Source organism: Dyella halodurans (assembly GCF_026283925.1).
Taxonomy (GTDB): domain Bacteria; phylum Pseudomonadota; class Gammaproteobacteria; order Xanthomonadales; family Rhodanobacteraceae; genus Dyella; species Dyella halodurans.
The window spans coordinates 158,609-182,882 of sequence record NZ_JAPDPF010000002.1 but is presented as its reverse complement, the minus strand read 5'-3'; the positions used below and the strand labels follow the sequence as shown (position 1 = coordinate 182,882).

The window sequence follows — 24,274 nt, the reverse complement described above, 5'->3', positions numbered from 1 at the left end:
GCATTCGCGCAGCCCTCCAAGGCCATCGCTGCTCTACGCGCAGCGTTAGAACTTGACCGTCACACGAGCCCAGAAGTAGCGGCCCATCAGGTCGAAGTCGCTGGGATCGGTATTGGCATTGATCGTGTTGTTCGCGTACAGCATGGGCGGCTGCTTGTCGAACAGGTTGTTCACGCCAAAATCCACGCGCGTATTGATCGGTGCGATGTTGTAGCCGAGCGATACGTCGTTGTACATCGTCGAGCCGTAGTGCAGGATCGTGCCCGGTTCGAAGTTCGGCTGGGTGTCATTGACCGAACCCGCGGCACCGCCGTTGGTGAAGCCGCTGATCCAGCGCATGCGCCACTGGGCACTCCAACCGCCCTGCTGCCAATCCACGTAACCCTGTGCGCGCCAGCGCGGGAACAGGCAGCCGCCGATGTTGTCCGGGCACGCTGCCGCCTGCGCGGAACCGCCTGGTAGATAGCGACCGGCATTCTGGTAGGTGATATTGCCCGCCACGCCCGGTGCGGTGTTCTGCGTGTAGTACTTCAGGTAGGTCGCGTTGACGCCAACATTGAACTGGCCAAAGGAGAACTGCGGCAGCTTGTAGTTCGCCGACCAGTCGATGCCGCTGGTGCTGATGCTGCCCAGGTTGCCGGTGGGCTCCACCGTGGACTGCAGCAGCTGACCCGCATTCGGACCGCTGGGCGTACGCTGGATGTACTGACAGTAGATGGTCGAGCCAGCGGCGCAGAGATTGAGCAGGCTCTGCAGACCCACGCTGGTGATCGTGTCGTTGAGGGTCACGCGCCACACGTCGACGGTGGTGGAAAGGCCTGGCACATACGAGGGGCTGTACACCGCACCGAAATCATACGAAGTGCCATGTTCCGGCTTGACCGGGAAGCCAGCCACGCGGGCGCCCTGGGTCACCGTGCCCGCCTGCGTCTGCGAGGCCACGGAGTTGTTGACGAAGGTGCCGTTGGTGGGCACGTACTGGCAGGCCAGGGCCAGCGGCGATCCTGCCGGCGCACCGGTGAAACCGGTACATGGGTCGGTATGGATCATCGGTGAATCGGAGCCCGAGCTGTACAGCTCGGTGAGGTTCGGTGCGCGGAACACATCTTCCATGGTGCCGCGCAACAGCAAGTCGTCGAACGGCTTGTACTCCAGCGCGAACTTGAAGTTGTTGGTGCTGCCGAAGGTCTGGATCTTCGAATAGCGGTCGCCGATGGTCAGGTTGAGCGATTGCACGCCCGGCAGGCCTGCAAGCAGCGGAATGAACGCTTCGGCATAGACGTCCTTGGTGCTGTAGCCACCTTGCACGGCGCTCAGGCACTGGCTGCCCAGCACGCAGTTGCCCGTGCTGGGATCGAGCAACAACTGCGGCGCAGGAATGGAGCGCTCGTAATCCGTGCGGTACTCGGCACCCACCGCGAGCTGCACGCCACCGGCGGGCAGGCTGAACAACTCGCCGCTAAGTCCGGCGTGCCAGGTCTTTTCGATGGTGTAGAGGTTCGAAGGGGCCGTCACGCTGGCCGCCTTGATCGCCGCCACGGAACCGGGCGAATTGATGTCGAACGGATTGAACTGGCAGGCCACTACGCTGGGGCAACCGGAACCTGTCGCCACGCCATCGGCACCCATGGTGGAGGCGCCCGTATACAGGAGGGTTCCATCAACCAGGCCACCAACCGTTTTGACCACGCTCTGGTGACCGTAGTTGTAGCCCGCGTCCCAGTTCCAGTTCTTGCCCCAGGCGGTGAAGTCGCCGCGGAAGCCGGTATTGATCTGCGCGTCGGTGCTGCCGTTCATCGCCGTACGATTGCCGTTCGATGTCAGGCGCGAAGACAGCGTATTTCCGTTCGCTCCGAAGCCCACGCCGAACGGATTGAACGCGTTGTTCTGGTCGATCACGGCACCTGTCGACGCGGTACCGTACACCGTCGGCGCCAACTGGGCGTTGGACGAGGTCTTCTGGTAGATCGCGTCCACATACGCGGTTACGTGATCGCCGAGGTGGTAGTCGCCATTGATGAAGCCGCCCGTGCGCTCCTGCGGCGTCATGATCAGGTTGACCGCAGCGTAGTTGTATTTGTCGCCGTTGCCGTAGCAATGATAATTCGCGTTGTTGACCACCTGGCTGTTGCCGCCAGAGTTCAACGACACGTAGCCGCAACCGAACTGGCCGGCAAGCCTGCTGGCTTGAATGCCCTTCGCCGGGTCAGCCACGGTACCGGGGAGCTGGATGCGACCCACCGGCGTGGATGACGAGCCACCGACCACCACGTTGCTGCCGGACAGCGTCAGCGCATGCTTGGAGAAGTCGCGGTTGGCGGCCAGCACGCCGTCCTGCTTGTTGTAGTTGATGCCGGCCATGAGGCTTCCCTTGTCGGACGACTGTCCGAAAGTGAAGGTATAGCCGCTCTGGTTGCCGTCGTTGCGATCGGACTGGCCGACGTTGGCAGTGAAGGTAGCGCCCTGATAGTTTCGGCGCAGGATGAAGTTGACCACGCCGCCAATGGCATCCGAACCGTAGGTCGCCGAGGCGCCGGTCGGCAGCACTTCAATGCGCTCGATAGCATCGGCCGGAATCGCGTTCGGATCCTTGCTCAGCAGGCGTTGGCCATCCACCAGGATCAGCGTGCGGTTGGAACCCAGGCCGCGCAGGTTGATGCTCGAACCGCCGGTGCCGCCACCGTTGTTGACCTGCGGGTTGACGTTGCCGCCGGTCATCGCCGGCAGCTGCTGCACCAGATCACCCAACGTCTGCTTGCCGGTGGCCTGGATCTGGGCGCGGTCGATGGTCACGACCGGGCTCGCCGTTTCCACGTCCACGCGGCGAATCAGTGAGCCCGTCACGGTGACCGTGTCGAGTGTCTTGCTCTTGGCCTGTTCCGGCGCCGCGTTACTCGCCGGCTGCGCGTCCTGCGCGAAAGCCGTGGTCCCGTACGTGCTCGCCGCGAGCATGCCCAGCGACAGCGCCACGCGCACCGACGTGCATAGTTTGTTCTCTCCGATCTTCATCAAGCACCCTCTTTTTTATCGATGTGTTCAACGACTTTTTTAAAAACGTATGCGGGCTAATCGCTCAAAGCGTTTGGCGCGATGGGAGAAAAAACTCCAAGCGGCCACCGGGCTTGCAAGGCAGCCACGGCTGACCATCCAGACCATGCAAACTCGTCATGCTTTGATCGATCCAAATTTGAAACAAAGCCCACCCCCGGATACCGCCGCTCAGGACTGCGGCGGCGAAAAGGACGGCGGAGCCTTGCGGATATCGCTGCCCCAGTGCGGATCAGCCGTGGCACGCAGCGAAAAATCGAGATGCCCGCCATGGACGGCGAAGTCAGCAGGCAACCATGGGCTGTCATGCGGCTGGCCATTCACCGTGAGCCCGTGCACGAACGGTGCATCGGTGGCCGCCTCGGCGGCGTCGATCGACACATCGCCACCCGCACGATGGATGACGGCGCGCGGGAACAACGGACTGCCAATCACCAGTTCGGCTCGCCCTGGAATGGCCGGATAAAGCCCAACCGCCGACCACACGTACCACGATGACATCTCGCCTAGGTCGTCATTGCCGGGAATGCCTTCCGGCGCGTTCTTCCACAGCGTGTTGAGCACGACACGCACGGCTTCCTGCGTCTTGTAGGGCTGACCAGCGAAGGCGTAAAGCCAGGGTGCGCCGATCGAAGGCTCGTTATCGAGTTCGGCATGCCGCGGACCGGATCGGGTCAGCGCCCATTGGCCCTTGTCGTCGTGGAAGAAGCGATCGAGTCGCTCGACGGCCTTGTCGTAACCACCGAGTTGCTCGAACAATCCGTGCACGTCAAACGGCAACATCCATAGATAAACCGATGCACTCCCTTCGACGAAACCATCCTCCGTCTCCGGCGTAAATGCCGGCCAGCTTCCGTCGGCATTGCGGTTCTGGATGTAGCCGCCTTCCGGCGCGGCCTTGGGATTGAACAGATTGCGCCAGTAGCCGGCGCGGGTGAGAAAGCGGCGCTCACCCTCGGCATCACCGACGCGCGCGGCCAGTTGCGCCAGGGCGAAATCGGCCGTGGCGTCTTCCAGCGTTTCCGCCGCACCCGCCCAGGCGTGCGAGGTAGTGGCGATGTAGTGCAACTGCAGCCACTGGTCCAGTGACGGCCGCTGTCCCACGCATTCCACATTGCAGCCATCGTCGGAGAGGTCATGCGCCGTGGTTTCGGTGGCCGCCTTGACGAGGGAGGCGTACGCGTTCTTGAGGTCGAAGTTGTGCCCACCGAAGGCATCGATGGCCGCCAGCGCCGGCACGGCCGGGTCGCCGCTCATCACATGCGTGCCACCGCTATTGTGGGTCCAGCGGTCCCACTCGCCACCATTCTGCGTGGCCTGGTTGTACAGCGACTGGGCAATATCACCGCCCACCTCAGGATCGAGCCAGGTGAGCAACTGCAGCTGCGAGCGATACACATCCCAGCCGGAGAAGTTCGCGTATTGCGCGTGTTGCGTGCCGGTGATGCGATGCACCTGCTGGTCGAAACCACGGTATTCGCCGTTGCTGTCGCTGAATACATTGGGATGGATCAGCGAGTGATAGAGCGCGGTGTAGAACGTGGTCCGCTGATCTTCGGTACCGCCCTGGATTGAAATCCTGTCCAGCGCCCCGCTCCAGGCATCACGCGTACGCTCACGCAACTGCGCCAGCGTGGTGCCTTTGGGAATCTCCGCGTCGAGATTGGCCTGGGCATTGGCCAGGCTTACATAGGAAATGCCTACGCGCACCTGCACGGTGCCATGGCCCGGCGCAAAGCCAAGCCACACGCCGGAGCCCTTGCCCGCTTCCGGATAACCCTTGTCGCCGTAGCCAGTGCCACCGTGCGCGTTTTTCTGGCCGGGCTGTACCGTGCCATCGTGCCAGGCGCCCGTGCGGTCAAATGGCTGATCGAAACTGGCCACGAAGTACAGCGTGTAGTAGCTGCGCTGATCCGCCTGCGCCAGATAGCCACAGAAGTTGCCACTGGTCACCGAGCCGCGCACGGTGCGCGTCGCCGCGTCGATCGTGACGCTGGCGTCGCTGCTGCCGACTTCCGAGTCCGACGTGCGGATCAACAGGTTCGCGGGCTTGCCGGCCGGGTACGCAAAGCTCGCCATGCCACTACGCGTCGCCGCCGCCAGGGCAACGTGTACGCCGCTGGACAGACCGACGCGATAGTCGCCAACCTTCGCCACCTCATCGGCGTGCGAGAAATCACTGGCGTAGATGCTGTCGCCGAGGTCGGCGGATGGCGAACTCGCCACCGGCACGGTGACCGGCATGAAGGGAATGTCGCCACTCGCACCGGCGCAACCAGCCCCGGAAAGGTGGGTAAGACTGAAACCGCGAATACGCGTGGCGTCGTACTGGTAGCCGCTGGGCGACGCTGTGTGCGCGTGCTTGCCGCGCGTGTTCTCCGGGCTCCACTGCAGCATGCCCAACGGCATCGACACGCCAGGAAAGGTGTTGCCGCCGTTGCGGCTGCCGATGAGTGGATTCACCAGGTCGGCGCTGCGACCCGCCTCCTGCGCCATCGCCTGCCCCGTCATCGTGGTGATCAATCCAGCCAGGGCCAGGGCCAGGCCTCGTGACCACGAGTCGGTTCTTGGGTTAGCGCGAGATCCCGAACGATTCATGGCAGACGGTTGATTCATAGGAAACGCTTCCTTGGCATTCGTTGGCCCCAAGCGGTTGTCTGGCAACGATCCCAGCCCCGCCCATTGGATTTAGATCGATCTAAATTTGCGTCAAAAAAAATGGCGGACGCAGTCGCACGTGGTTATCGAGCCCCTGCGAACAGCCAGGGACCGGAGAAACACGCAACGCCAAATGGCCGACGCGTTACGCATGGGCGTGGACTCTATATCGACTCCGCCCCACAAAGCTTGCTGCATTGCATGAAAAATTCACCCCGCCCGACCCGATTGACTAATCCCTGGATCCGCCCGCGACCTCGCCGACGCACGCGCTTGTGATGGGCGACGAAGCCTTCGCGCATGACCACGATGCGCAGACGCCGGCGGCCCCGCTCGCCATCCAACAACGCCACAGGCTGCTGCGGGCGCGCCATTGGGAAAGTTTGACTTTGGCCCGCATGGCCAAGGCGATCTCCTATAGGCTAGTTACATGCAAGCGGATGGATATCCGAAACCAGGCGACCAGCACCCCTTGTTAAGCCTCTTCGGCTTGGCCCTGACCGTGCTCCCCGCACTGTCGGTCCTGGCGGTTGGCCTGAAGAAGCCCTACAACAACTGGGACGAGATCGGCTATGTGGCCGTCGCGCTGAGCACGGAAGGCCACCATGGCGCCAGCTTGAATGAGGCCACCTACGCTAGCGTGAAAAACGCCGTCGACGCCGCCACCTTCGCTCAATTGATCCAGGGCGACTACCGGGCCACGGTGTTTCACGACCCGACATCCTTGCAGCAGCAATTGCCGTTCTACAGCATTCGCGTGTTGTACATGCAGTCGCTCAAGGTCGTACATGCCTTGGGTTCCGACTACCCCGAAGCCACCCATATCGTCAGCGCTACGTTTGCCGCCCTATCGGTCTTCATGTTGGCCGCCCTCAGTGTCAGGTTGCGTGCGCCACTTTGGAGCATTCCTTTCGTCGTCCTCGCTTGTGGCTTGCTGGACATCGCGCGCTTGTCCACCCCCGACGCCATGGCCTGCTTTTTCTCGCTATGGACGCTCCATGCCCTGATCAGGAACAGCTCCCTGGTCTTCATCCTGGCAGCCCTGCTCCCGCTGGTCAGGACCGACGCCCTGCTACTGTCCCTGCTGGTGCTGGCACACACCTTCGTCAACGGCAGCAAAGCGAAGTCTGTCGCCTCCGCGATAGCCGCCGGCGCACTCTACTTGTTCGCCACCCTGTCCAACGGCAGCTATGGATGGCTGACCCTGTTCAACATGTCGTTCATCAACAAGTCGCCGTATCCCGCCACATTGATCCCATCACGCGCCCTGGGCGATTACCTCCGGCCGTATATTTCGATGGCTTATAGCTTCACGACGCAACCGCATTTTGTGATCTTCGGACTCGCATTGGCTTGGCTGCTGCTGAAGAAAGCCCATGGAACCGCGAATGAGACAGCCCAGATCATCACCATCTGCCTGAGTTTCGTCGCACTACATATGCTGTTTTTCCCGGCGGACACCTACCGCTTTTTTGTATTCGCGGCGGCCGCTTCGCTTACCGTGTTGATCGCTGACGCGTATGTCACGGATCTGCGTGCGAGGTAAGCGAAGCGTTTGCGATTGAACGATCGTTTGCCGTTCCAAGCAGAAACACGGAGCGGGCAAGGCGATCCAAGCGGCCCTGTCGATCCGCCAAGCTTGCGCTGCAACGTCAAACTGCCCGTTCCGGCCCGCAAGCCGACCCTATCTCGTCCGCCGTGCCACAGACTTTATACCTGGCGTTGCGAAGTGCTTCGGGCTCAATCGAAGTGATGCACGTAACCCACGCGGAACCCGCCCGGTAGCAGCGTAATGATCCACGGCGAGTCCCTATGCGCGCTCCAGATGCCGACGCCCGCGCCGATGGCCGCTCCAAACAGCACGTCGCTTTGCCAGTGTCCATGGGTTTTCACGCGAGCAACGGCGTCGTATGCCGGCAATATGGCCAGGAGGTAGACCGCAGGATGGTCGGGACCATAGGCCGCCATGAAGGGTGTCACGGCGGCGGAGACGGCCGCGACTTCGCCGCTCGGGAAGCTTTGCGCGTGTATGCCCTGGAACCATTTATTGGGGTTGTCAGTCTGTGAGGGTCGCTCTCGCTGGAACGTCCACTTCATCACCTGCGTGCCGACGCCCGTAATGACCAGCGAGTCGACCGATCGCCAAAACGTGTCACCAAGCTTGTCGTTGTCCCCAAGCCAGAGCGCGCCGCCGCCCACCGTGGCAATCGTGCCGTACAGGAGGATTTCCTGATTGGTCCGATTCCAGATGCCACTGTTGTCGTAGCGCACCGTGTGATCGAGCCCAAGGATGCCGCTACCGCACCAAGCAGGGCCACATGGCATGACGAGAATGAGAGCTATTAGCCATCGAGCACGCATAAGCACCCCCGTGCCGCTGCCGCGCTTCATCTAATTGCGGAAACGATACGCTCGCCGGCTTTCAAGTCGCTTACTTGGCTGACGTAACTGGCCGTTTGGACGGCTCACGTCATGTCCGCTGCGGATCGGAAGCGGAATCCATGTCCATGGGTGAAGCGCCCCCAGGGATCGAACTAAAAGGCCTTCTCGTGCGAAATGCCAACAGGTGTCCAAACGCGAATGGAGATAAAAGTCGCTTTGGCATACTTTGAAAAACCCGCCTGACCGCACACCGCAGGGCACTTACCCTTCCCAGCCTTTTCGTAGCGGCTTGCTCATCGATACGCATGCCAGGCTTACACCCAGGGACGATCGGTAGAGCTTGTCGCCTTCGGGCTGGAACCCCAAAGCAAGATAGAACGGCGCGGCGTTCAACGTAGCCTCCAGATGGAGCTTGGCAAGGCCGGCACGCAGAGCGAGGTGTTCCAGGTGGTCCATGATCGCCCGTCCCACGCCGCGCCTCATGTACTCGGGCCGCACAAAGACCGCGTCAATCTTGCCCGTTGAAAGATCGATCATCCCGCAACCCGCCATACGTGCATCCACGTCGACAACGTAGAACAGCTCTTCGACGCGTCGGGCAAACGCCTCCGACATGGCCCCGGATGTCCATATCTCCAAGTCACGCGGCGGATAGTGACCGCGACATTGCGCAAGAATGGCCTCGCGTCGAAGCGCGAAAATCCCCGGAGCGTCGTCGAGGTTCGCCTTTCTTATACGCAGGCTACCGCTGTGGATCTCGGAGCGCTTCACCCTCAGACTCTCTCTGCGTTGGCGATGCCCGCTTGGGCTTGCGGATTCAGCCGGTCGTTGCAACACACCGAAGACTGCGCGAGCAGCAAGAGTGCTGCAAGATGTTCCAACGGCCTCCGACTCATTACACCGACACTCCGATTGGGCTGATATGGGACCGTTGGCAACGTGGTGAGTCACTTCACCAGATTGCCAAGCTTTTCGAGAAGCAACGACCGGCTGAATCCGCAGTCGGACGCGAACATCAGCCTTCACAAGATTCCTGGCAGCCTTCTTCATGCGCCCTTCCAGTCGTCAGGATCAAGGCGCAATCGACTCGCTGCAGCTCAGTCAACAACGAACAGCTTGGCACCTATATCGGTATAGGACCGGTGCGCTTCCGCGTCATCACCGACTTGATAGCTCATGCCGGGCTTCAGCGTGAATTGGCGACCGTCGTTGAGCTCAGTATGGAGCTCGCCTTCCATGCAAAGGAGGATGTGCCCTTTGAGGCACCAATGATCCGCAAGATAGCCCGGTGTGTACTCAATCATCCGAACCCGCAAACTTCCGAAGTTCCTGGTACGCCAATAGGCGAAACCAGACTCGCCCGCGTGCTCCGTTGGGTCCACGGATGACCAATCTGTTGTACCAAATGGGATGTCTGACATTTTCACGGGCGACTCCTTGCCGGGTAACGAAGCAGATATGTAGTGACGCAACGTCCGCAATGGTGTGCGGATTCAACCGGTCGTTGCAACACCCCTAGACTGCGGCAGCAGGAGGTGTGTGGCAATGGCTCAACGACCACGGATCCATTACACAGTGACTCAGAAGGCGGTGATGTGGGACCGCTGGCAGCTTGGGGAGTCGTTGCACGAGATCGCCAAGCTGTTCGATCGGCACCACTCGTCGGTGCGTCGGATACTCGCTGAGACCGGTGGCATACGACCGATGCCTCGTCGCCGCGCCGAGCGCGCGTTGACCCTAGCCGAGCGCGAAGAGATCTCCCGAGCCCTGGTCGCGGGCCGTTCGATCCGCGCCATCGCCTTGCAACTGCGGCGAGCACCGTCGACCATTAGTCGCGAGATCCAGCGTAGCGGCGGTCGGGACGATTACCGAGCCAACCGGGCCGATCAGCAAGCCTGGGATCGCGCCCGTCGCCCCAAGGTCTGCAAGCTGGCCAAGCACAGGGTGCTCGCCAACTACGTGGGAAAGAAGCTGCAAGGGCGATGGGCGCCGGAGCAGATTGCCGGTTGGCTTAAGCACACCTACCCGGGCAACGAGGACCGCCAGGTGTCACACGAGACCATCTATCGCACCCTCTACGTCCAGGCCCGCGGTGCCTTAAAAAAAGAACTATTGGCCCACTTGCGACGCACTCGAACGATGCGCCGGTCGCGTCAGCACACGCAGAAGACGGCAAACCACGGCCGGCTACGCGACACGGTCTCCATCAGCGAGCGCCCGGCCAGCGTGGAGGACCGGGCCGTACCCGGTCATTGGGAAGGCGACCTGCTCTGCGGCAGCGGCAACAGCCAGATCGTCACCCTCGTTGAGCGGTACACGCGCTTTGTCATGCTGATCCAAGTCGCCCGGAAAGACACCGAGACGGTTGTCGATGCGTTGATCAAACATGCGCGCACGTTGCCCAAGGAACTCTATCGCTCGCTGACCTGGGATCGCGGTAGCGAAATGGCCGACCACAAACGCTTTACGCTGGCGACCGATATCCAAGTCTACTTCTGTGATCCCCAGCATCCGTGGCAGCGAGGGTCGAACGAGAACACCAACGGCTTGCTGAGGCAGTATTTCCCCAAGGGCACCGACTTGTCCGTGCACTCGCAGGCAAAGCTCAACGCTGTAGCGCGCGAGTTGAACGGACGTCCAAGAAAGACTCTAAACTTCGAGACGCCGGCCGAGCGATTTCATCAAACTGTTGCAACGACCGGTTGAATCCGCATGCGGAAGCGGACCCAATGGATATGGCCGCCTTGGGTCGGAAGCGAACCTAAAAGCTAACTTCGCTCAATGTAGAGGACTTGATCGGGGTGATGCTCCCGAATGGTTGCTGCTGCATCTTGAACTGCCCTTTCGTCAACAGGATCAATCCAGTGGACGAAGTTCGTCAGATCAAAGCCTTCTGCACGTAACTCGTCCACATTCGCTACATCCAATAGACCATGATTCACCCAGATCGCCGAGTTGCTACCCCGCGTGAGATCGATAGCCTCTGACAATCCGTGTCTCGTGAGCGCGAATAAAACCAAGGCATTCTCCAATTGTTGTCCCCGCGCGACGTCCGCTACGGGCTGGCCGCGAGCTCCCCGTTAGCTGGTCCGAAAATCTGAGCGGATCCTATCGCGGCGGCGTCCCTCGAAGCCAGACATCGAAAAAGCTAAGCACCCTCACCTGATAGTCGATCCCTGCGTATCTGCACAGGTCAACGTGACTTGCGCCTCGTACCACCCATAGATCCTTAGGTCCCGTCGCCGCGCGAAACATTGCATATGATTCGGCAATTGTGGTGTCCCGATCGCGATCACCCACGATCATTAGTTTGGGCATCGACAGCGCCCAATTTGGTCAATCGGGCGCAATTGATCGGGAGAAATGTCGAGATGAGCGTGTAGAGTTGTCAGCAGTACGGGGGCCAGCCAGCGCCCCATGGGTCCCATGTGGATGGCAAGCCTGTCCTCCGTCGCTTGTTTGATGGTCGGATAGACCTGTTCCAGTACCACAGCATCAGCCTGTACGTCAGGCTCGGCCAGAACGGTGGCGGCCCCACCCATGGACGTGCCGATGATGCCCACGCGCTCGCCTGGAAGCTGTTGATGGATGTATCGCAGCGATGTCTTTACGTCGTTCGCTTCGCGCAAGCCGAATGTAATGGCTTTGCCGGGGCTCTCGCCTGCGGCTTGGAAGTCAATCAACAGCACTGCATAGCCGGCCGCATGCAGGAAGCGTGCGCGGTCGATCATGGCTCGCCGGTCAGCGCGAACACCATGTAGAAGTAAAACCGCACCTTGCCCTTCCGTCCCGGATACAAGCCAGCCATGAATGGGCTCGCCGCTCGCTCCAGCAAAGGCGACGGCCCGAGCAGGAAGGTCAGGAGGCGGCGCCCCTATAGAGCCCTGGATCGGGCGAACCAGAAACGACCCGGCAGCCCATAAGCCAACAAGCCCAAGAAACGCGATCAACATTGACAGAAGAAGCCAGCCTGCGCTTCGCCTCTTCAGCATCGTTACTCCCCCTAAAGTGGACCTCCGCCATGGCATTTGCCGCGAAGCAGTCTGGCGACATCTGCCGTCTAAACGACTGCGCCTACAGACATCTTAGTCAGTCTCCACCTTCGAAAGCTGGCCTTTTCATGTTTGATTCGGGTCGCAAGCGAGTCCTTTCAGTCGATGACCGGTAGTGTCTGGCAGCAGCACCCTACCCGCCCCTCGTCAGCATCGGCCAGATGATCAGCGCTCTCCGGACCTGATGTTCAGCCTGACTGGCATCCGCGGTCCCGCCCCCCCTTGTAGGAGCGCACCCAATGCGCGACCAGCCGCCGGCCGGCCTCAGTGCCATGACCACGCGATGCCGTTTGCGGGTGGATTCTTGGTGCACAAGCGGCGCTCCTACAAAAGCGGGAAGCGCAGCTTGTGATCCATGTCACCTTTGTCCCTCGTTCAGTGCCCGTCACCGCGCCAGCGAAAGTCGCTCCCGCTATGCGAACACCCGGTCTTATTCGAAGCCCAGTTCGTCCAGGGACGACTTGCAGGCGAATTCCGCCTGTTCGCTGAGGAAGTAGAGCGCGGCGAACATGCCCTCGGTGATCTCGCTGTCCAGGGGCCAGCTGCCTGGCTCCATTTGATCGCATTTCGACTGGATCACGCGAAAGGTGTCGCTGTTGGCCAGGATGCGTGTCACCGCCTGAATGCCCATGCACAAGCCGGTGATACGAGCGGAGCGGAACTTGTCGGCATCCTTGGCGAGCGACAGTGTCCAGAACGGACGGCCAAGTGGATTTGTCGGACGTGTGACGCCGTTGGAAGCGGAAGAACCGGTGGCTGCCGTATGATCGATCGTAGCCATGATCAACTCCTAGTGTAAGTTGGTTGTGGTCAGCGGGTCGTCTGGGTTGCTGCCCTTTCGGCCCGCGCTATTTCCCTTGCGATGAAGCAACGTGTCGGCGGAAAGACTGGATGCATCGCATCCGCCGACTCGCGGACCTTCGCATGCCACGCAAGCCGTGTCCGCCGGGAGAAAGCCCGCGCATCGCTTGAGAAGCGCGGTGTTTTGTGTGGCGAAGCAGCGAGCTTGCGTGTGGGGTTTAGCTGTTATTGACGTCGGCTATTTGCAAACGATAGGCGATACCGCCTGGCTCCTGCGGGCCCTACTCAGGGGCTGGAACAATTTGCGCAGGGAGCTACCTCATACCGTCCACGCGATGCACCGCGAGGGCGACAGACTCGGCCGGCCAAGCGACTCCGGTCGTTTTTGGCCCCTGCCCTGCAGCCGGTCACCGATCCAGCCAAGCAGACGTGGTTAGCGGCCCTGCCCATGACGCGGCGACCGCATTCGTAGCGTTACGATCGCGCTTCTGATGCTGGTTTGAGAGCGCGCCACTTAGCCCACGAAGGCCGTGGGACGACGTCGCCAGCGCACCCGCGATTCGACCCGAAGGAGAGCAAGCATGGCTGACAACACCATCGTGATGAAGCGCAAGCTGACGGGCGCCTTCTTTCAGTCGCTGGATGGCGTCATCCAGGCGCCCGGTGCTCCCGAGGAGGATCGGTCTGGCGGCTTTCGTTTCGGCGGCTGGACCGCGCCGTTCTGGGACGAGAGCATGCAGGCGCCGACTGCCAGGATTTTCGACGAACCGGAATTTGACCTGCTGCTCGGCAAGCGCACCTACGATATTTTCGCCGCCTACTGGCCGTATAACCAGGATCATGCGATCGGCGTGAAATTCCAGCGCATCAACAAATATGTGCTCACGCATGCCGACGAGCCGCTAACCTGGGAAGGTAGCCACAAGCTATGCGGCGACACCGCCGAAGCGGTTGCCGCGGTCAAGCAGAGCGAGGGCCGTGACCTGCTGATCCAGGGCAGCAGCTCCCTCTATGGACCGTTGCTTGCCGCGGGTCTGATCGACCGGCTGATCCTGATGACCTTCCCGGTCCTGCTTGGCCAAGGCAGGCGCGTCTTCGACGGCTCGCAGAAGCCGGGCGCACTCAAGCTGGTCGAGCATTTCGTGTCCAATAGCGGTGTGGTGTTCGCAACTTATGAACCAGCCGGCGAGGTGCCAACCGGCTCGTTCGAGACCAAGGAACCGAGCGCCGCGGAGCTAAATCGGCGCGCGGCATGGGCGCAGGAAGAGGCATCAGCCCCGAGAGCGGCGCGCTGAAGGCGCCGTGTCTTCGCCCACCTTGGGGAACCTGGCGATCGCTTGCAGGGCAGCCGCTTCCAGTGACTCCACGACTTCGTTGACATCCGCACCAACAGGCGCCAGTTCCTCGCGCGGGCTCAGCAATTCCGGCAGCAGCACCGCCACGATGCAGGCATGGGGGAAGCGCACGCGCATGTCACCGGCCAGTGCATCGCCTTGCGCTGCACGGGCCGGATCGGCGCTGACGATATAGACCATGGAGACCGCATTGGGCGTCAGCTCCGGATGCAATTCGGCTTCGAAGGCAATGAAATCCTCCGTCGACAGATGGCGTGCATCAATATGAAGATTGCGCAGGATGCGCGTAAGTATCTCCGTGGCCAGATCGTCGGCCATGGATCCCAGGCCCACGCAAAGCACCACGGACTCCGGCGCCACCGACAGCGGCCCCTGCCAGCGTCCGCTGATATTTTCCCGCTGCTGTCGCAGGCGACGACCAATGCTTACATCATCGAGCACCGAGCTGGGACGACGCCGGCTCGACCACCGTCGCGCCTCGCCCCCCAGGGTCTCGACCACCGTCACGATGACATGTCGTACACCCTCTTGCTGCTCGCGATTGATTGCCCCGCGCGTCAGGTCGATGCGCGCAAGCTGCATTGCCGGCAACAGCACGGCATCGCAATAAGCCGCAAACGACTTGCGCTTCAGAAACTCGCGGGCTTCCGCAATGATTTCCTGTGAGTCGCCGGAAAGCGCGCGCTGATAAAGCCGCTGCGGCATCGTCAACGCGGGCGCGTCGCCCAGCAGGATGCTAAGCAGATCCAGCGCCTTGATGTGACGTCCGGCCACCACCAGACAGAGCGTCAATGGCGTGGACATGATCAGCCCGACCGGCCCCCACAGCCAGCTCCAGAAGATCGCCGCCACCACGATAGCCAGTGGCGACAGGCCAGTGGTATGCCCGTAGAGCAGCGGCTCGACCAACTGGGACACCACGAGCTCGACCACCAGGAACAACGCCAGCGTCATCAGCAGCAGCGACCAGCCCGGAACCACCGCAGCTGCGAATACCGCCGCGAGCACCGCAACCATCCATACGCCCACATAAGGCACGAACCGCAGTACCGCAGTGAGCACGCCCCAGAGCGGTGCACCGGGCAACCCCATTAGTGAAAGCCCCAGCCATATGGCCGCGCCCACGCCGAAATTGACCGAGAACGTAGAGACGAAGAATCGCGACAGCCGCTCGCCCGCGTCATTGATGGCGGCGGTACTCGCGCGCAGATCCGCGCCACCGACCAGGCGAATAAAGCGATCGCGCAAAGACTCGTGTTCCAGCAACACAAACACCAGCACGACCAGCACGATGCCGGCGGTCTGCAGTGGAATCCATACCGTGGAGAGAATGCGCGTAATTACCGCCGTAGGCGTGTTGGGCGTTGGTGCCTGCACCGGCTCGGCACTTGGCGCCGTGGGTGCCAGATACGAAGGCGCAGTGGGCGATGTCAGCGGCGGATAGGCGTTGCGCGCTTCGGGCAGGTTGATCACCTTGCCGAACTCGCCCTGCACCGCCTCCATGCGACCGACCGTCATGGCGCGCAGCGTCTGCGCCTTCGAGTGGATGGTCGCCTGGTACTGCGGCAGACTGCGGGCCATGTGCACCACCTGGGAGCCGATCACCGTCGTCAGGCCGGTAACGATCACCACCAGGGCGAGCACGGCAATGAACACCGACAGGCCGTGTCCCATGCCCAGACGCCGATACAGCCGCACCCACGGATCCATCAGCAGGCTAAGGAACAGCGCCAACGCAATCGGCACCAGCACTTCCCGGCCAAAATAGAGCAAGGCCAATATCGTGGCCGAAGCGATGATGGTGATCGCGCGCTGGCTGGGTGAGGCAGGTGGCGCCACTTGTGATTCAGAAGCCATGAAACCCTCCAGCCTCTCTCGGTTGATCCGGCGTCGGACCGTGATGCTGTCCTTAGGCAGGCTAGAGCATAGCTTGATGGGGTAGCCGACGTCGCCAGCGCAGTTTCACCGCCGCACTCTGAAACATCGCGTAACTTGCAGTGGGGGGACGTCGGATCCCTGGACGTGATGCGATCTAAATTTGTCGTGTCGGCTTTGGGTCGGGAGCGGACCTCGTGTTGACACGTTATTCGGTTTCGTCCGCATCCGAAAAATAGTTGTCGAGATATAGAGGAACGCCAAATTCAGCCAGCCTCTGTAGTAGCGCAACAGAGAAGGTCGGGCCGCCGTCAAAGCTGGACTGGAAGTGGCCACACCACCAAACAACATGGAAGTGGCGTGCATATGCACCGATTGACGCGCGTTTGGGCCAAAGGGCATCCATGACCGATGACAGCCCTTCCTCTAGGCTGCTCCACTCCCTTATCGAGCCGTCAGCAGAGCCATCGTATGACCACATCGATTCGGACCATAGCTCTTTTGTGTTTCTCGGCTGCCCCTTTCGTCTCACTTGGTTAGGTTCAAGGCCGATTCGATCGGTGATCTCGTCGGGGCAGAGTCCTGCCCCACTGATCCTGAGTTGTACAGAGTATGTGTGCATGGCCTTTTGAACCAAGTGCAAAGTACCTCTCGCAGTGAGCTCCCGATTGGGTCTGCTTCGGGTCGGGAGCCGACACTAGGATCCATGTTTGATGGATTCTTTTGTTGCTTGGATTCCAAGTCGACACTGACTTGCCATTCGTCGCTCATTCTCGCCTGCCGCGAGCGCCAGTGCCCCGTCCAGGCGAGTGAGATAGCTCTCTACACCATCGTCAGGATATTTGGATTCGAAGCTAAACGTACAAAGCTCCTGAACAGTGACGTGAGTCTCCACTTCCAGGATCGGCAAGACGCGGAATGGATATTTTGGCAGCGCATCGAAGATCGCCTCTCCGAGATCTTCGCCTGATTCGCCATCGGAAACAGGCCGCAGCGCTTGATAGACCCCAAGCCATTCCGGTTCGCCTGAGCCTATTCCACGTGTCAAGTTAGACCAGTCATGCGATTCGAAGTAGTCGGCGAGCGCCCGCCTCTCCCCCACCTTCCGAATGTGCGCGAGGACTTCGTTGGCTGACAGGTCTCTAGTCAGGGCGGGGCCCGCTGGCATCAATAGAGTGGCGGTTAGTAGCAAAGCCATGAGCTTCATCAATGCGTCCTTGTTGCCATTTTCCCGCTCCTGCTTAAGGTCCGCTTGGGGTTGTGGTTTCAGCCAGTCGATGCAACACACTGAAGACTGTGCGAACAGCAGGAGTGTTGCAACGACCGGCTGAATCCGCAGGCGGGAGCGGACAGTGCTTCCCGTGAACACTAGCGTACGCAGCTAACCCTTCCGACGTACGAGTGCCGCTCCGATGACACCAAGCATGAGCGCGACAAGCCAAGTCCAAAATCCCGGGCCGTGCTCCAAAGGACTAGTGCCTGCGTCTGAATCCGGATTTAAGACCACCCGCTGGCCCAGAAGAACAAGAGTACCCAGAACAAGACCAGCACCGGCGTATGCCAGCGCCGGTCTTCTTTCACCCGCCAGGGTAGCCGCCCATGCAGCAAATAGGAGGGGATTAGCGAACCAGCCAAACGCGACAAAGGGCCCCACTTCTAGGATGGTTGCCGGCCCTGCCCAACCCAAAAGGAACACGCCCCAGCCAGGCGATCCAATACCCATGGTCTGAAGAGGCATCGAAACTAGAAACATGCAAAGACTCAACACCACTAAGACCTGGCGGGCAATCTTGCTTCTCATATGACCCTCGGTGGCGAACAACATCCACGAACGAGCCCGCGGCTGCCTTTCGCAGAAATTCAAGACTTTGAGCCCCATCCAAGGCTACCCTCAGGTCCGCTTGCGGTCGGAAACGGACCTCCCCAGCTTGCCGAAAGACCGACGTGGTCACAAGGTTCGCTACCGACCCGAAGTGGACCTTGCCACCTTCCACACTGCGTAGCCCAGCATGACCGCGACGCCAGCGCCGATAGCGGCCACCGCGCCGGGCCTGGCCAGCGGCAGCGGCGCGAATGCCCATAGCGCGGTCCATACCAGGAACGCCAGCGTCATGGCCCAACCGCCGACGCGCGCTATCGACTGCGCCAGCGTCACACAGCGGACGGACTGAGGCGATGCGTTCAGCCGCTTTGGCATGAGGTTGCAGAAGGCCGCCAAGGCGAGACCGATGATCACGTTTTGCCCGCGCCCGACCTGCTCACCGTCGACCCATCCGAGCTTGCGGGCCAGCGTGAGCAACAGGGCGCCGCCAATCATCGCGGCGGCCAACTTTAGGCCGAAGAGAATTTCTTGTTTCGCGCGGAGAAGATGGGGGTTCGCGCTCATTTGTCGGCTCCTTTACGGGTGGGTTTGCGCTGGGCCTCGCCAGCGCCAATACCGAACAGCTGGGTGAAGCTCAGTAGTGCGTCTTCCAGCACCGACAACTTCAACTGATAGAGGATGCTCGTGCCGATCTTGTTGGCCTCGATCAGGTCAGCCTCGCGCAGCACCGCAAAATGCGCCGACATGGTCGGCCGCGACACCGGGAATTGGTCCGACAGGTCCCCAGCGGTCATCGGCCCCTGGCGCAGCAACTCCAGCACCTTGCGGCGGGTCGGGTCAGCCAAGGCTTTGAAGACGGCGTTCATTGTCGCTATTTAGCTAAATATCTAAATAAATGTCAAGTGGAACCTGGAAGGCGGGACGGGGCGGCCCACGCCGCCCTCTATTCCCCACTCCTTACTCGGTACGCCGGAAGCATGTACCGAAGGACGCTAGGCATTACATCTTCGCCAAATCAGGGGTGACTCACTCGGCCCCTCACCACGTCTGCTTCGGTAGCCCTACTCGATTCAGTTACGATGGCCGTCTGGCCCTGGAGCGCTACTCGAAGACGAGGGCGACGATGAAACTTCCATCTGATGAAGCTGGCGCTGCCTCAGAGCAGAGCGAACGGCAAGCTCAGGCCGGCCCTGCAGAATCGCACGATCTCTCAAGCGGGCATTCCTCCTTCGTCGACGCCATCAACGTATTCTTCTTTGCGACCTGGGTGGCCATCTGCTCTGCATCCCCGGAACTGATCTGGCAAGGCTTACTCACGGTCGTCCACCATTTCAGCTGGACCGCCGCCGGGTCCGTGCTGTTCGTCGGTGCGATCGTGGCGTTCTTCGTAGAACCTCTGACCGAGCGGCTACGATTCATGCGGCTCGATCTCGCGCACCGGCATCGAACCACGACGCACGCGACGCTCGCCGCTTTCAGCTTTGCGGTGCTGGCCGTTCTCGTGCACGAAGCCATCACCAGCTACGTTTCGGCCGCCAATGCGCATGATCAAGGAAAGGACAGCCTCGCCTCAGCGATCGAGGAGGTGCTGCAGTGGTCATGCATTCCGTTCATGGTGACGGTGGCATGGCTATGCGCGCACAAAACGCGATGGCTAAGCCTCCCTGCACTACTCGCCGCCCTACTCACCATCCCGCTCATTGGCGTCATATTTGAGTGGGATTGGAACGACATATTCACGACGAGCGTGCCCTGTACGTGCATTCTTCTCGCTGGCTTTCTCATCAAGCAAAAGTCCAGGGAGCCATGGAATCTTTCGCGGTGCGTGAAATTGACGACCGTGATCGCCTTGATATGGCTCGCTTCGACGGGGCTACTGCAGCTGGTACTGCTGCTTTCGTCCAAACCCTTGGTCATCTACTCATGGAGTGAGTACACGATCGATATCCGCTTTTACGTGGGCTGGGTGATTGGTCTTGCGATAGCGCCCAAGCCTGCGGCGCATCACTAATTCGAGACCGTGTCGAAAAAGGTGTCGGGAACGATTCGAGACGACGAGGTGGTTGCCTGATGAAGACCTTGGTCATCAGCACTTCGATGGCGTCCTCGATCTCGCAAAAAGGTGCGGCAACGCGGCAAAGACCTCCCCAGTCCCACCTGCGTCCCTATCACCCCGAGTCATCTCGGATCGGGTCGTCCCGGATCGGATCGTCCTGGATCGGCTCGTCCTGAATCGACCGGAGGAACTTCGACAGATGTTCACGAGCGTGGGGCTTCAAGCGAGCGACTGCGCGAGCGATGTGTGGGTGGATCTGCTGGGTGGAAGGCTTGTGCTGCTCCATATCTCCCCGCCCGAGCAACAGCCAGTCCATGGAGATATCCAGCACGTCGCATAGGACCGTCACGTTGTCCACGGTCATCTTGCCACCATGGCGCCAGCGGCTCACCGCGCTTTCGGTCACCCCCATCGTGGCCGCCATTGCACTCAGCTTCGTCAGTCCGCGTCTATTCATGGCGGACCGCAGTCGCTTCGCTCGTGTGTCGGTCATGCGAGTTCCTCTCGGTACCGATCGGACATGAGACCACATCGTGCGCACCCACCAACGGCGAGCTCTACTTTTGGAGGGTCGTACTGGCCAACTGGAATAGATCAGCACGCTCACGAATCGTGCACGGGGCGCAAGTACTTTGAGTCGCACGCAAGGTCTCGCGCTTGAGTTCGTTATCGACACCGGCGCACGCTCATTGCGTGGTTCGAGGGGCTTGTCCGCATGGCTCCGGGAGGTCGAACCATGAATCTGCAGATCATCTTCACGGGTTCAGCAGCTCGCGCTGCAGCGAATCCGCCCAGTCGTCTTACCCATCCCAACGTTCGTGCCGACAGCGATTCGAAAATTGCATGGTGAGCTGCCCCAGCTTTCCAGTGGCAGTGATCTCGTGGCGACTTCGCTCGTGCCATCGGCCATAGGAGGATTCATGAGCAATGAAAGCGTTCTGGTGCGTCGTCAACTTCGTCGCGCTCTTGCCCTGCCGCGCAGGCGCCATCCAAGCTACCTCGTGACCATGACCGATCAAGGCAAGTGGCTGCACGCACCGAGTTCGGACTTCCTGTTTGCATACATCGAAAACGATTGGCCGAAGGACGTCGTGGCCGACGTCACGAAGGCCTTCGAAACCGCCTTGGGGATGTCCTCGGCGATCAAGGCGGCGGTCAAGAACACGAGTGGCCAGGAAGTAGTGAATGGCCTGTATCTCCTGGACCAGGCCGCCATGACGACGGCGATGAACTCTATCGATGGCATGGCAGAAACCACCGCCGACCAGAACACGCAACAAGGGTCAGGGACCGCGGCCAGCATCAACGGGGAGTTTTTTGCCGCCGTCCTGGGAGGCCTGAGCGGTGATGTGGCGCCGATGTTGACCTACCTCACCACGGAAATGGGCGACGTCCAGGCCCAGACCAAACAGAGCACGGTGACTGAGAACTTCGGAACCATCATCGGCATGATCTCCGTGATGCCGGTGCTTAACGTGGTTGTTACATCCTTCCAGTACGTCTATTCGACGTCCGAAGTAAGCACCTGGTTCGTCAGTGTGCCTTGCGGCAGCGTCGAGCATCAGTCGTACGACTACTCGTACACGGTGGTCAACTACAACTACGTCGCGCCTAAGTAGTCCCGTCCGGGCTTTGTGCGTCCGCTTGTGACTGTACCGGCGGACGCATCCATTCGCCGTGCGCGGCCATGTCGCCACGGCCGAGCTTGGTTTCGCCGTGAAACCGCCGGCGTGACGCGATCCGATACGTACCCTCGGGGATCCGTCGGTTCGGCACACCACCAGGTTCCCGGCATGACGCGAGGGAAGTCTTATGTTGGATATCCAGGTGCGTTTCTCATTACCGATCGCTTACCAGAACGCGTTTGTCAGCTTGCATGATCGCGAACACAAGGTGGACTTCCATTTGAAGGAAGGCACGCACGTGGCCCAGTCGGAGTACGTCGATCTCGGCGTCGTCGACCGCGTGGAAGGTCGGCGACTGCTGGGGAAGTTCAGTTTCGAATACACCTACGAGCCCGACAGGCATGTCGTCACCGTCAATGGTACCGACTTCGACTCGGCCCGCTCCATGTGCCTGACCACGGTGCCGGAGGGAACGTCGGAATTCTGCCGCCAACGGGTCACTGGAGGGGGCTTCGTCGCTGACGACCTGACGTCCAACCCCCGCTGGAATTACGTCACACCGTTGACGCCAGGGCTTAGAGACGTTTTCAAGGGCATCGTGAGGACCGTCAATGATCGGGTGATCGAGGCGTTGCAGGAGCAGCCTCATCTGATCGTGCAGGTTCGCAAGCACCCACCCGAGATGTCCGCGGAGGAGCATCAAAAGTTCCTCACCGTCTACCGGGACGGCCAATTTCAGGGTCTCCACCAAGCGGGTCGCCAGTATGGGCCCGGAGAGCAAGTCTTTACCGTGGATTCGGTCTTTGGTGGCGAGGTCACGCTCAACTATGGAGAGGCCTTCGCGAACGTCATTGGCAGCACCAATGATCCGAAGATCGCCGGACTGACCTGGATACAGCTGTGGGCCAACCAGTTCAACACCTATCCCGTCATCTGCACGTCCTACCAGTCCAACGGTTTCGGCTGTGGGAATAGTTTGGTAGGCGGCCACGTCATCGCCGGGCAGCACGCCTCGGTTGTCGCCCAGGGTTCCAACTCGGTATGGATCTTCCCCATCTGCGTGCAACACAACAACAACGACAACGTCTACATGCAGGCACTCAAGTATTTGAAGGGCATCTGGCTGCACAACTACATGGGCTGATGATCGAGAAAACGGGACGTAGACAGTTAAACCCCATCCATGTCCCACGCTGATTGATGTGCAAAGCCGGATGATCCGCCAAACAAAACTAGAGTCGGATCGCACCTTGCCCAAGAGCCGATCGTCCTCAGAAACGAAAACGCCCCCAGCGAGGGGCGATTTCGTTTCTGGCGAAGAGAGTGGGACTGTTGGGTGCATCCATGCACCCAACCCCTCCGCGCTTCGCGCTACGGGGCCAGCCTTCGGCTGTCCTTGTGGTTTCTGACCATTTTGTCGAACCAGTGGGCTCGTCCACACCACTCTCTTCGCCAGATACGCAAAACGCCCCACTAGGGGGGCGCTTTCGCTTCTTGTGGGGAGTGGGATTGTTGGGTGCATCCATGCACCCAACCCCTCCGCGCTTCGCGCTACGGGGCCAGCCTGCGGCTGTCCTTGTGGTTCCTGACCATTTTGTCGAACCAGTGGGCTCGTCCACACCACTCTCTTCGCCAGATACGCAAAACGCCCGACTAGGGGGCGCTTTTGTTTCTTGTGGGGAGTGGGATTGTTGGGTGCATCCATGCACCCAACCCCTCCGCGCCTCGCGCTATGGGGCCAGCCTGCGGCTGTCCTTGTGGTTCCTGACCATTTTGTCGAACCAGTGGGCTCGTCCACACCACTCTCTCCGCCAGATACGCAAAACGCCCCACTAGGGGGCGCTTTTGTTTCTTGTGGGGAGTGGGATTGTTGGGTGCATCCATGCACCCAACCCCTCCGCGCCTCGCGCTACGGGGCCAGCCTGCGGCTGTCCAAAATGGTTCCTGACCATTTTGTCGAACCAGTGGGCTCGTCCACACCACTCTCTCCGCCAGATACGCAAAACGCCCCACTAGGGGGCGCTTTGCGTATCTGGCGGAGAGAGTGGGATTCGAACCCACGGTAGGCTTACACCTACGGCAGTTTTCAAGACTGCTGCCTTAAACCACTCGGCCATCTCTCCGTGATTTTTGCTGCGCTGCCAGTGCCATTTAAGGCGCTGGATTCCCGCTTTCGCGGGAATGACGGGTGGGCGTGCTGAAGTATCCCACTCGTCTTACAGGGGCGACATCGTATCAGGAATGGGGTGCGGTGCCCTGCCCTTTTTTTGATAAGGCAATCATCGCCCATAGCATGATGGCGACCGGAATGGCGGCGCCGACCAGGGGCAAGAGCAGGATGGGCTGGCGGACCACCATCGGCACCAGTTGGGTAGCGCTGGCGAAGCCGATGATCCAGAAGCGGGCCTTGCGGCTGGTGCGGGCGAACCAGAACGCGCCGATGACCAGCACCGTGGCGATGAGGGAGAGCACCAGGTCAACCGGGGGCAGCGGGAACATGCTGAACAGCCCGAGGCGGGTCAGCAGTTCGGTGGCCAGGATCGTCAGCAAGGTGTAGCTGGCGGTGAGTTCGACCTTGTCCCAGCGCTGGGTGCTCATGG

At 60.7% G+C, this 24,274-nt stretch carries 20 protein-coding genes and 1 tRNA gene; 6 read left to right on the top strand and 15 right to left on the bottom strand.

Features of this window, described 5'->3' with window-relative positions; all coding sequences use genetic code 11:
- Positions 1 to 45 precede the first annotated feature (45 nt).
- Entirely contained in the window at positions 46 to 3,009 is a 2,964-nt protein-coding gene (locus tag OUZ49_RS04590) for a TonB-dependent receptor domain-containing protein (protein WP_266148800.1), read from the bottom strand.
- Positions 3,010 to 3,219: 210 nt separating this feature from the next.
- Positions 3,220 to 5,559 carry a GH92 family glycosyl hydrolase gene (locus OUZ49_RS04585; RefSeq protein WP_266148799.1) on the bottom strand — a complete coding sequence of 780 codons (2,340 nt, stop codon included), beginning with the start codon at positions 5,557 to 5,559 and terminating at the stop codon, positions 3,220 to 3,222.
- A gap of 577 nt (positions 5,560 to 6,136) precedes the next feature.
- Between OUZ49_RS04585 and OUZ49_RS04580 the strand changes: the two genes are divergently transcribed.
- Positions 6,137 to 7,252 carry a hypothetical protein gene (locus OUZ49_RS04580; RefSeq protein ID WP_266148798.1) on the top strand — a complete coding sequence of 372 codons (1,116 nt, stop codon included), beginning with the start codon at positions 6,137 to 6,139 and terminating at the stop codon, positions 7,250 to 7,252.
- Positions 7,253 to 7,446: 194 nt separating this feature from the next.
- Here the strand turns inward: OUZ49_RS04580 and OUZ49_RS04575 are convergent, their stop codons facing one another.
- From OUZ49_RS04575 to OUZ49_RS04565, 3 genes are all read right to left on the bottom strand, one after another.
- Positions 7,447 to 7,977 carry a phosphatase PAP2 family protein gene (locus tag OUZ49_RS04575; protein WP_266148797.1) on the bottom strand — a complete coding sequence of 177 codons (531 nt, stop codon included), beginning with the start codon at positions 7,975 to 7,977 and terminating at the stop codon, positions 7,447 to 7,449.
- Between the two features lie 372 nt (positions 7,978 to 8,349).
- Positions 8,350 to 8,859, bottom strand: a complete 510-nt coding sequence (locus OUZ49_RS04570; protein WP_266148796.1) for a GNAT family N-acetyltransferase — start codon at positions 8,857 to 8,859, stop codon at positions 8,350 to 8,352.
- A gap of 326 nt (positions 8,860 to 9,185) precedes the next feature.
- Positions 9,186 to 9,509 (bottom strand): DHCW motif cupin fold protein, encoded by a 324-nt coding sequence (locus OUZ49_RS04565; RefSeq protein ID WP_266149382.1) that lies wholly within the window; start codon positions 9,507 to 9,509, stop codon positions 9,186 to 9,188.
- Positions 9,510 to 9,633: 124 nt separating this feature from the next.
- Between OUZ49_RS04565 and OUZ49_RS04560 the strand changes: the two genes are divergently transcribed.
- Positions 9,634 to 10,794, top strand: coding sequence for an IS30 family transposase (locus OUZ49_RS04560; protein WP_266148795.1), 1,161 nt, complete (start codon positions 9,634 to 9,636; stop codon positions 10,792 to 10,794).
- Between the two features lie 599 nt (positions 10,795 to 11,393).
- On the opposite strand, the gene OUZ49_RS04555 is transcribed toward OUZ49_RS04560, so the two are convergent.
- On the bottom strand, positions 11,394 to 12,041 hold the full coding sequence (locus tag OUZ49_RS04555) for an alpha/beta hydrolase (protein WP_266149380.1): 648 nt from the start codon (positions 12,039 to 12,041) through the stop codon (positions 11,394 to 11,396).
- Between the two features lie 529 nt (positions 12,042 to 12,570).
- Complete coding sequence (locus OUZ49_RS04550; RefSeq protein WP_266148794.1) at positions 12,571 to 12,921, bottom strand: hypothetical protein; 351 nt, start codon at positions 12,919 to 12,921, stop codon at positions 12,571 to 12,573.
- Between the two features lie 622 nt (positions 12,922 to 13,543).
- Between OUZ49_RS04550 and OUZ49_RS04545 the strand changes: the two genes are divergently transcribed.
- Positions 13,544 to 14,236 (top strand): dihydrofolate reductase family protein, encoded by a 693-nt coding sequence (locus tag OUZ49_RS04545; RefSeq protein ID WP_266148793.1) that lies wholly within the window; start codon positions 13,544 to 13,546, stop codon positions 14,234 to 14,236.
- Here the strand turns inward: OUZ49_RS04545 and OUZ49_RS04540 are convergent.
- From OUZ49_RS04540 to OUZ49_RS04525, 5 genes are all read right to left on the bottom strand, one after another.
- Positions 14,213 to 16,153: an AI-2E family transporter gene (locus OUZ49_RS04540; protein WP_266148792.1), complete on the bottom strand. Its 1,941-nt coding sequence runs from the start codon at positions 16,151 to 16,153 to the stop codon at positions 14,213 to 14,215. The two genes, OUZ49_RS04545 and OUZ49_RS04540, sit on opposite strands and share 24 nt — an antisense overlap.
- Positions 16,154 to 16,379: 226 nt before the next feature.
- Positions 16,380 to 16,793: a DUF4279 domain-containing protein gene (locus tag OUZ49_RS20930; protein WP_380004078.1), complete on the bottom strand. Its 414-nt coding sequence runs from the start codon at positions 16,791 to 16,793 to the stop codon at positions 16,380 to 16,382.
- A gap of 75 nt (positions 16,794 to 16,868) precedes the next feature.
- Positions 16,869 to 17,378: a hypothetical protein gene (locus OUZ49_RS04535; protein WP_266148791.1), complete on the bottom strand. Its 510-nt coding sequence runs from the start codon at positions 17,376 to 17,378 to the stop codon at positions 16,869 to 16,871.
- Positions 17,379 to 18,131: 753 nt separating this feature from the next.
- The gene (locus OUZ49_RS04530; protein WP_266148790.1) at positions 18,132 to 18,557 is read right to left on the bottom strand and encodes a hypothetical protein; all 426 of its coding nucleotides are present in this window, start codon (positions 18,555 to 18,557) and stop codon (positions 18,132 to 18,134) included.
- On the bottom strand, positions 18,554 to 18,859 hold the full coding sequence (locus OUZ49_RS04525) for an autorepressor SdpR family transcription factor (protein WP_266148789.1): 306 nt from the start codon (positions 18,857 to 18,859) through the stop codon (positions 18,554 to 18,556). Before OUZ49_RS04525 ends, OUZ49_RS04530 begins: the two co-directional genes overlap by 4 nt.
- A gap of 257 nt (positions 18,860 to 19,116) precedes the next feature.
- Here OUZ49_RS04525 and OUZ49_RS04520 point away from each other — a divergent pair, with 257 nt between their 5' ends.
- On the top strand, positions 19,117 to 20,004 hold the full coding sequence (locus OUZ49_RS04520) for a hypothetical protein (RefSeq protein WP_266148788.1): 888 nt from the start codon (positions 19,117 to 19,119) through the stop codon (positions 20,002 to 20,004).
- A 157-nt stretch (positions 20,005 to 20,161) separates the two neighbouring features.
- On the opposite strand, the gene OUZ49_RS04515 is transcribed toward OUZ49_RS04520, so the two are convergent.
- Positions 20,162 to 20,542: a helix-turn-helix domain-containing protein gene (locus tag OUZ49_RS04515; RefSeq protein WP_266148787.1), complete on the bottom strand. Its 381-nt coding sequence runs from the start codon at positions 20,540 to 20,542 to the stop codon at positions 20,162 to 20,164.
- A gap of 427 nt (positions 20,543 to 20,969) precedes the next feature.
- On the opposite strand from OUZ49_RS04515, the gene OUZ49_RS04510 reads away from it, so the two are divergent.
- Together OUZ49_RS04510 and OUZ49_RS04505 are read left to right on the top strand one after the other, a co-directional pair.
- Positions 20,970 to 21,668, top strand: a complete 699-nt coding sequence (locus tag OUZ49_RS04510) for a hypothetical protein (protein ID WP_266148786.1) — start codon at positions 20,970 to 20,972, stop codon at positions 21,666 to 21,668.
- A 193-nt stretch (positions 21,669 to 21,861) separates the two neighbouring features.
- The gene (locus OUZ49_RS04505) at positions 21,862 to 22,818 is read left to right on the top strand and encodes an SRPBCC family protein (protein ID WP_266148785.1); all 957 of its coding nucleotides are present in this window, start codon (positions 21,862 to 21,864) and stop codon (positions 22,816 to 22,818) included.
- 889 nt (positions 22,819 to 23,707) lie between these two features.
- On the opposite strand, the gene OUZ49_RS04500 is transcribed toward OUZ49_RS04505, so the two are convergent.
- Positions 23,708 to 23,797, bottom strand: a tRNA-Ser gene (locus OUZ49_RS04500).
- A 112-nt stretch (positions 23,798 to 23,909) separates the two neighbouring features.
- Positions 23,910 to 24,272 (bottom strand): LrgA, encoded by a 363-nt coding sequence (locus tag OUZ49_RS04495; protein ID WP_266148784.1) that lies wholly within the window; start codon positions 24,270 to 24,272, stop codon positions 23,910 to 23,912.
- Positions 24,273 to 24,274 lie beyond the last annotated feature (2 nt).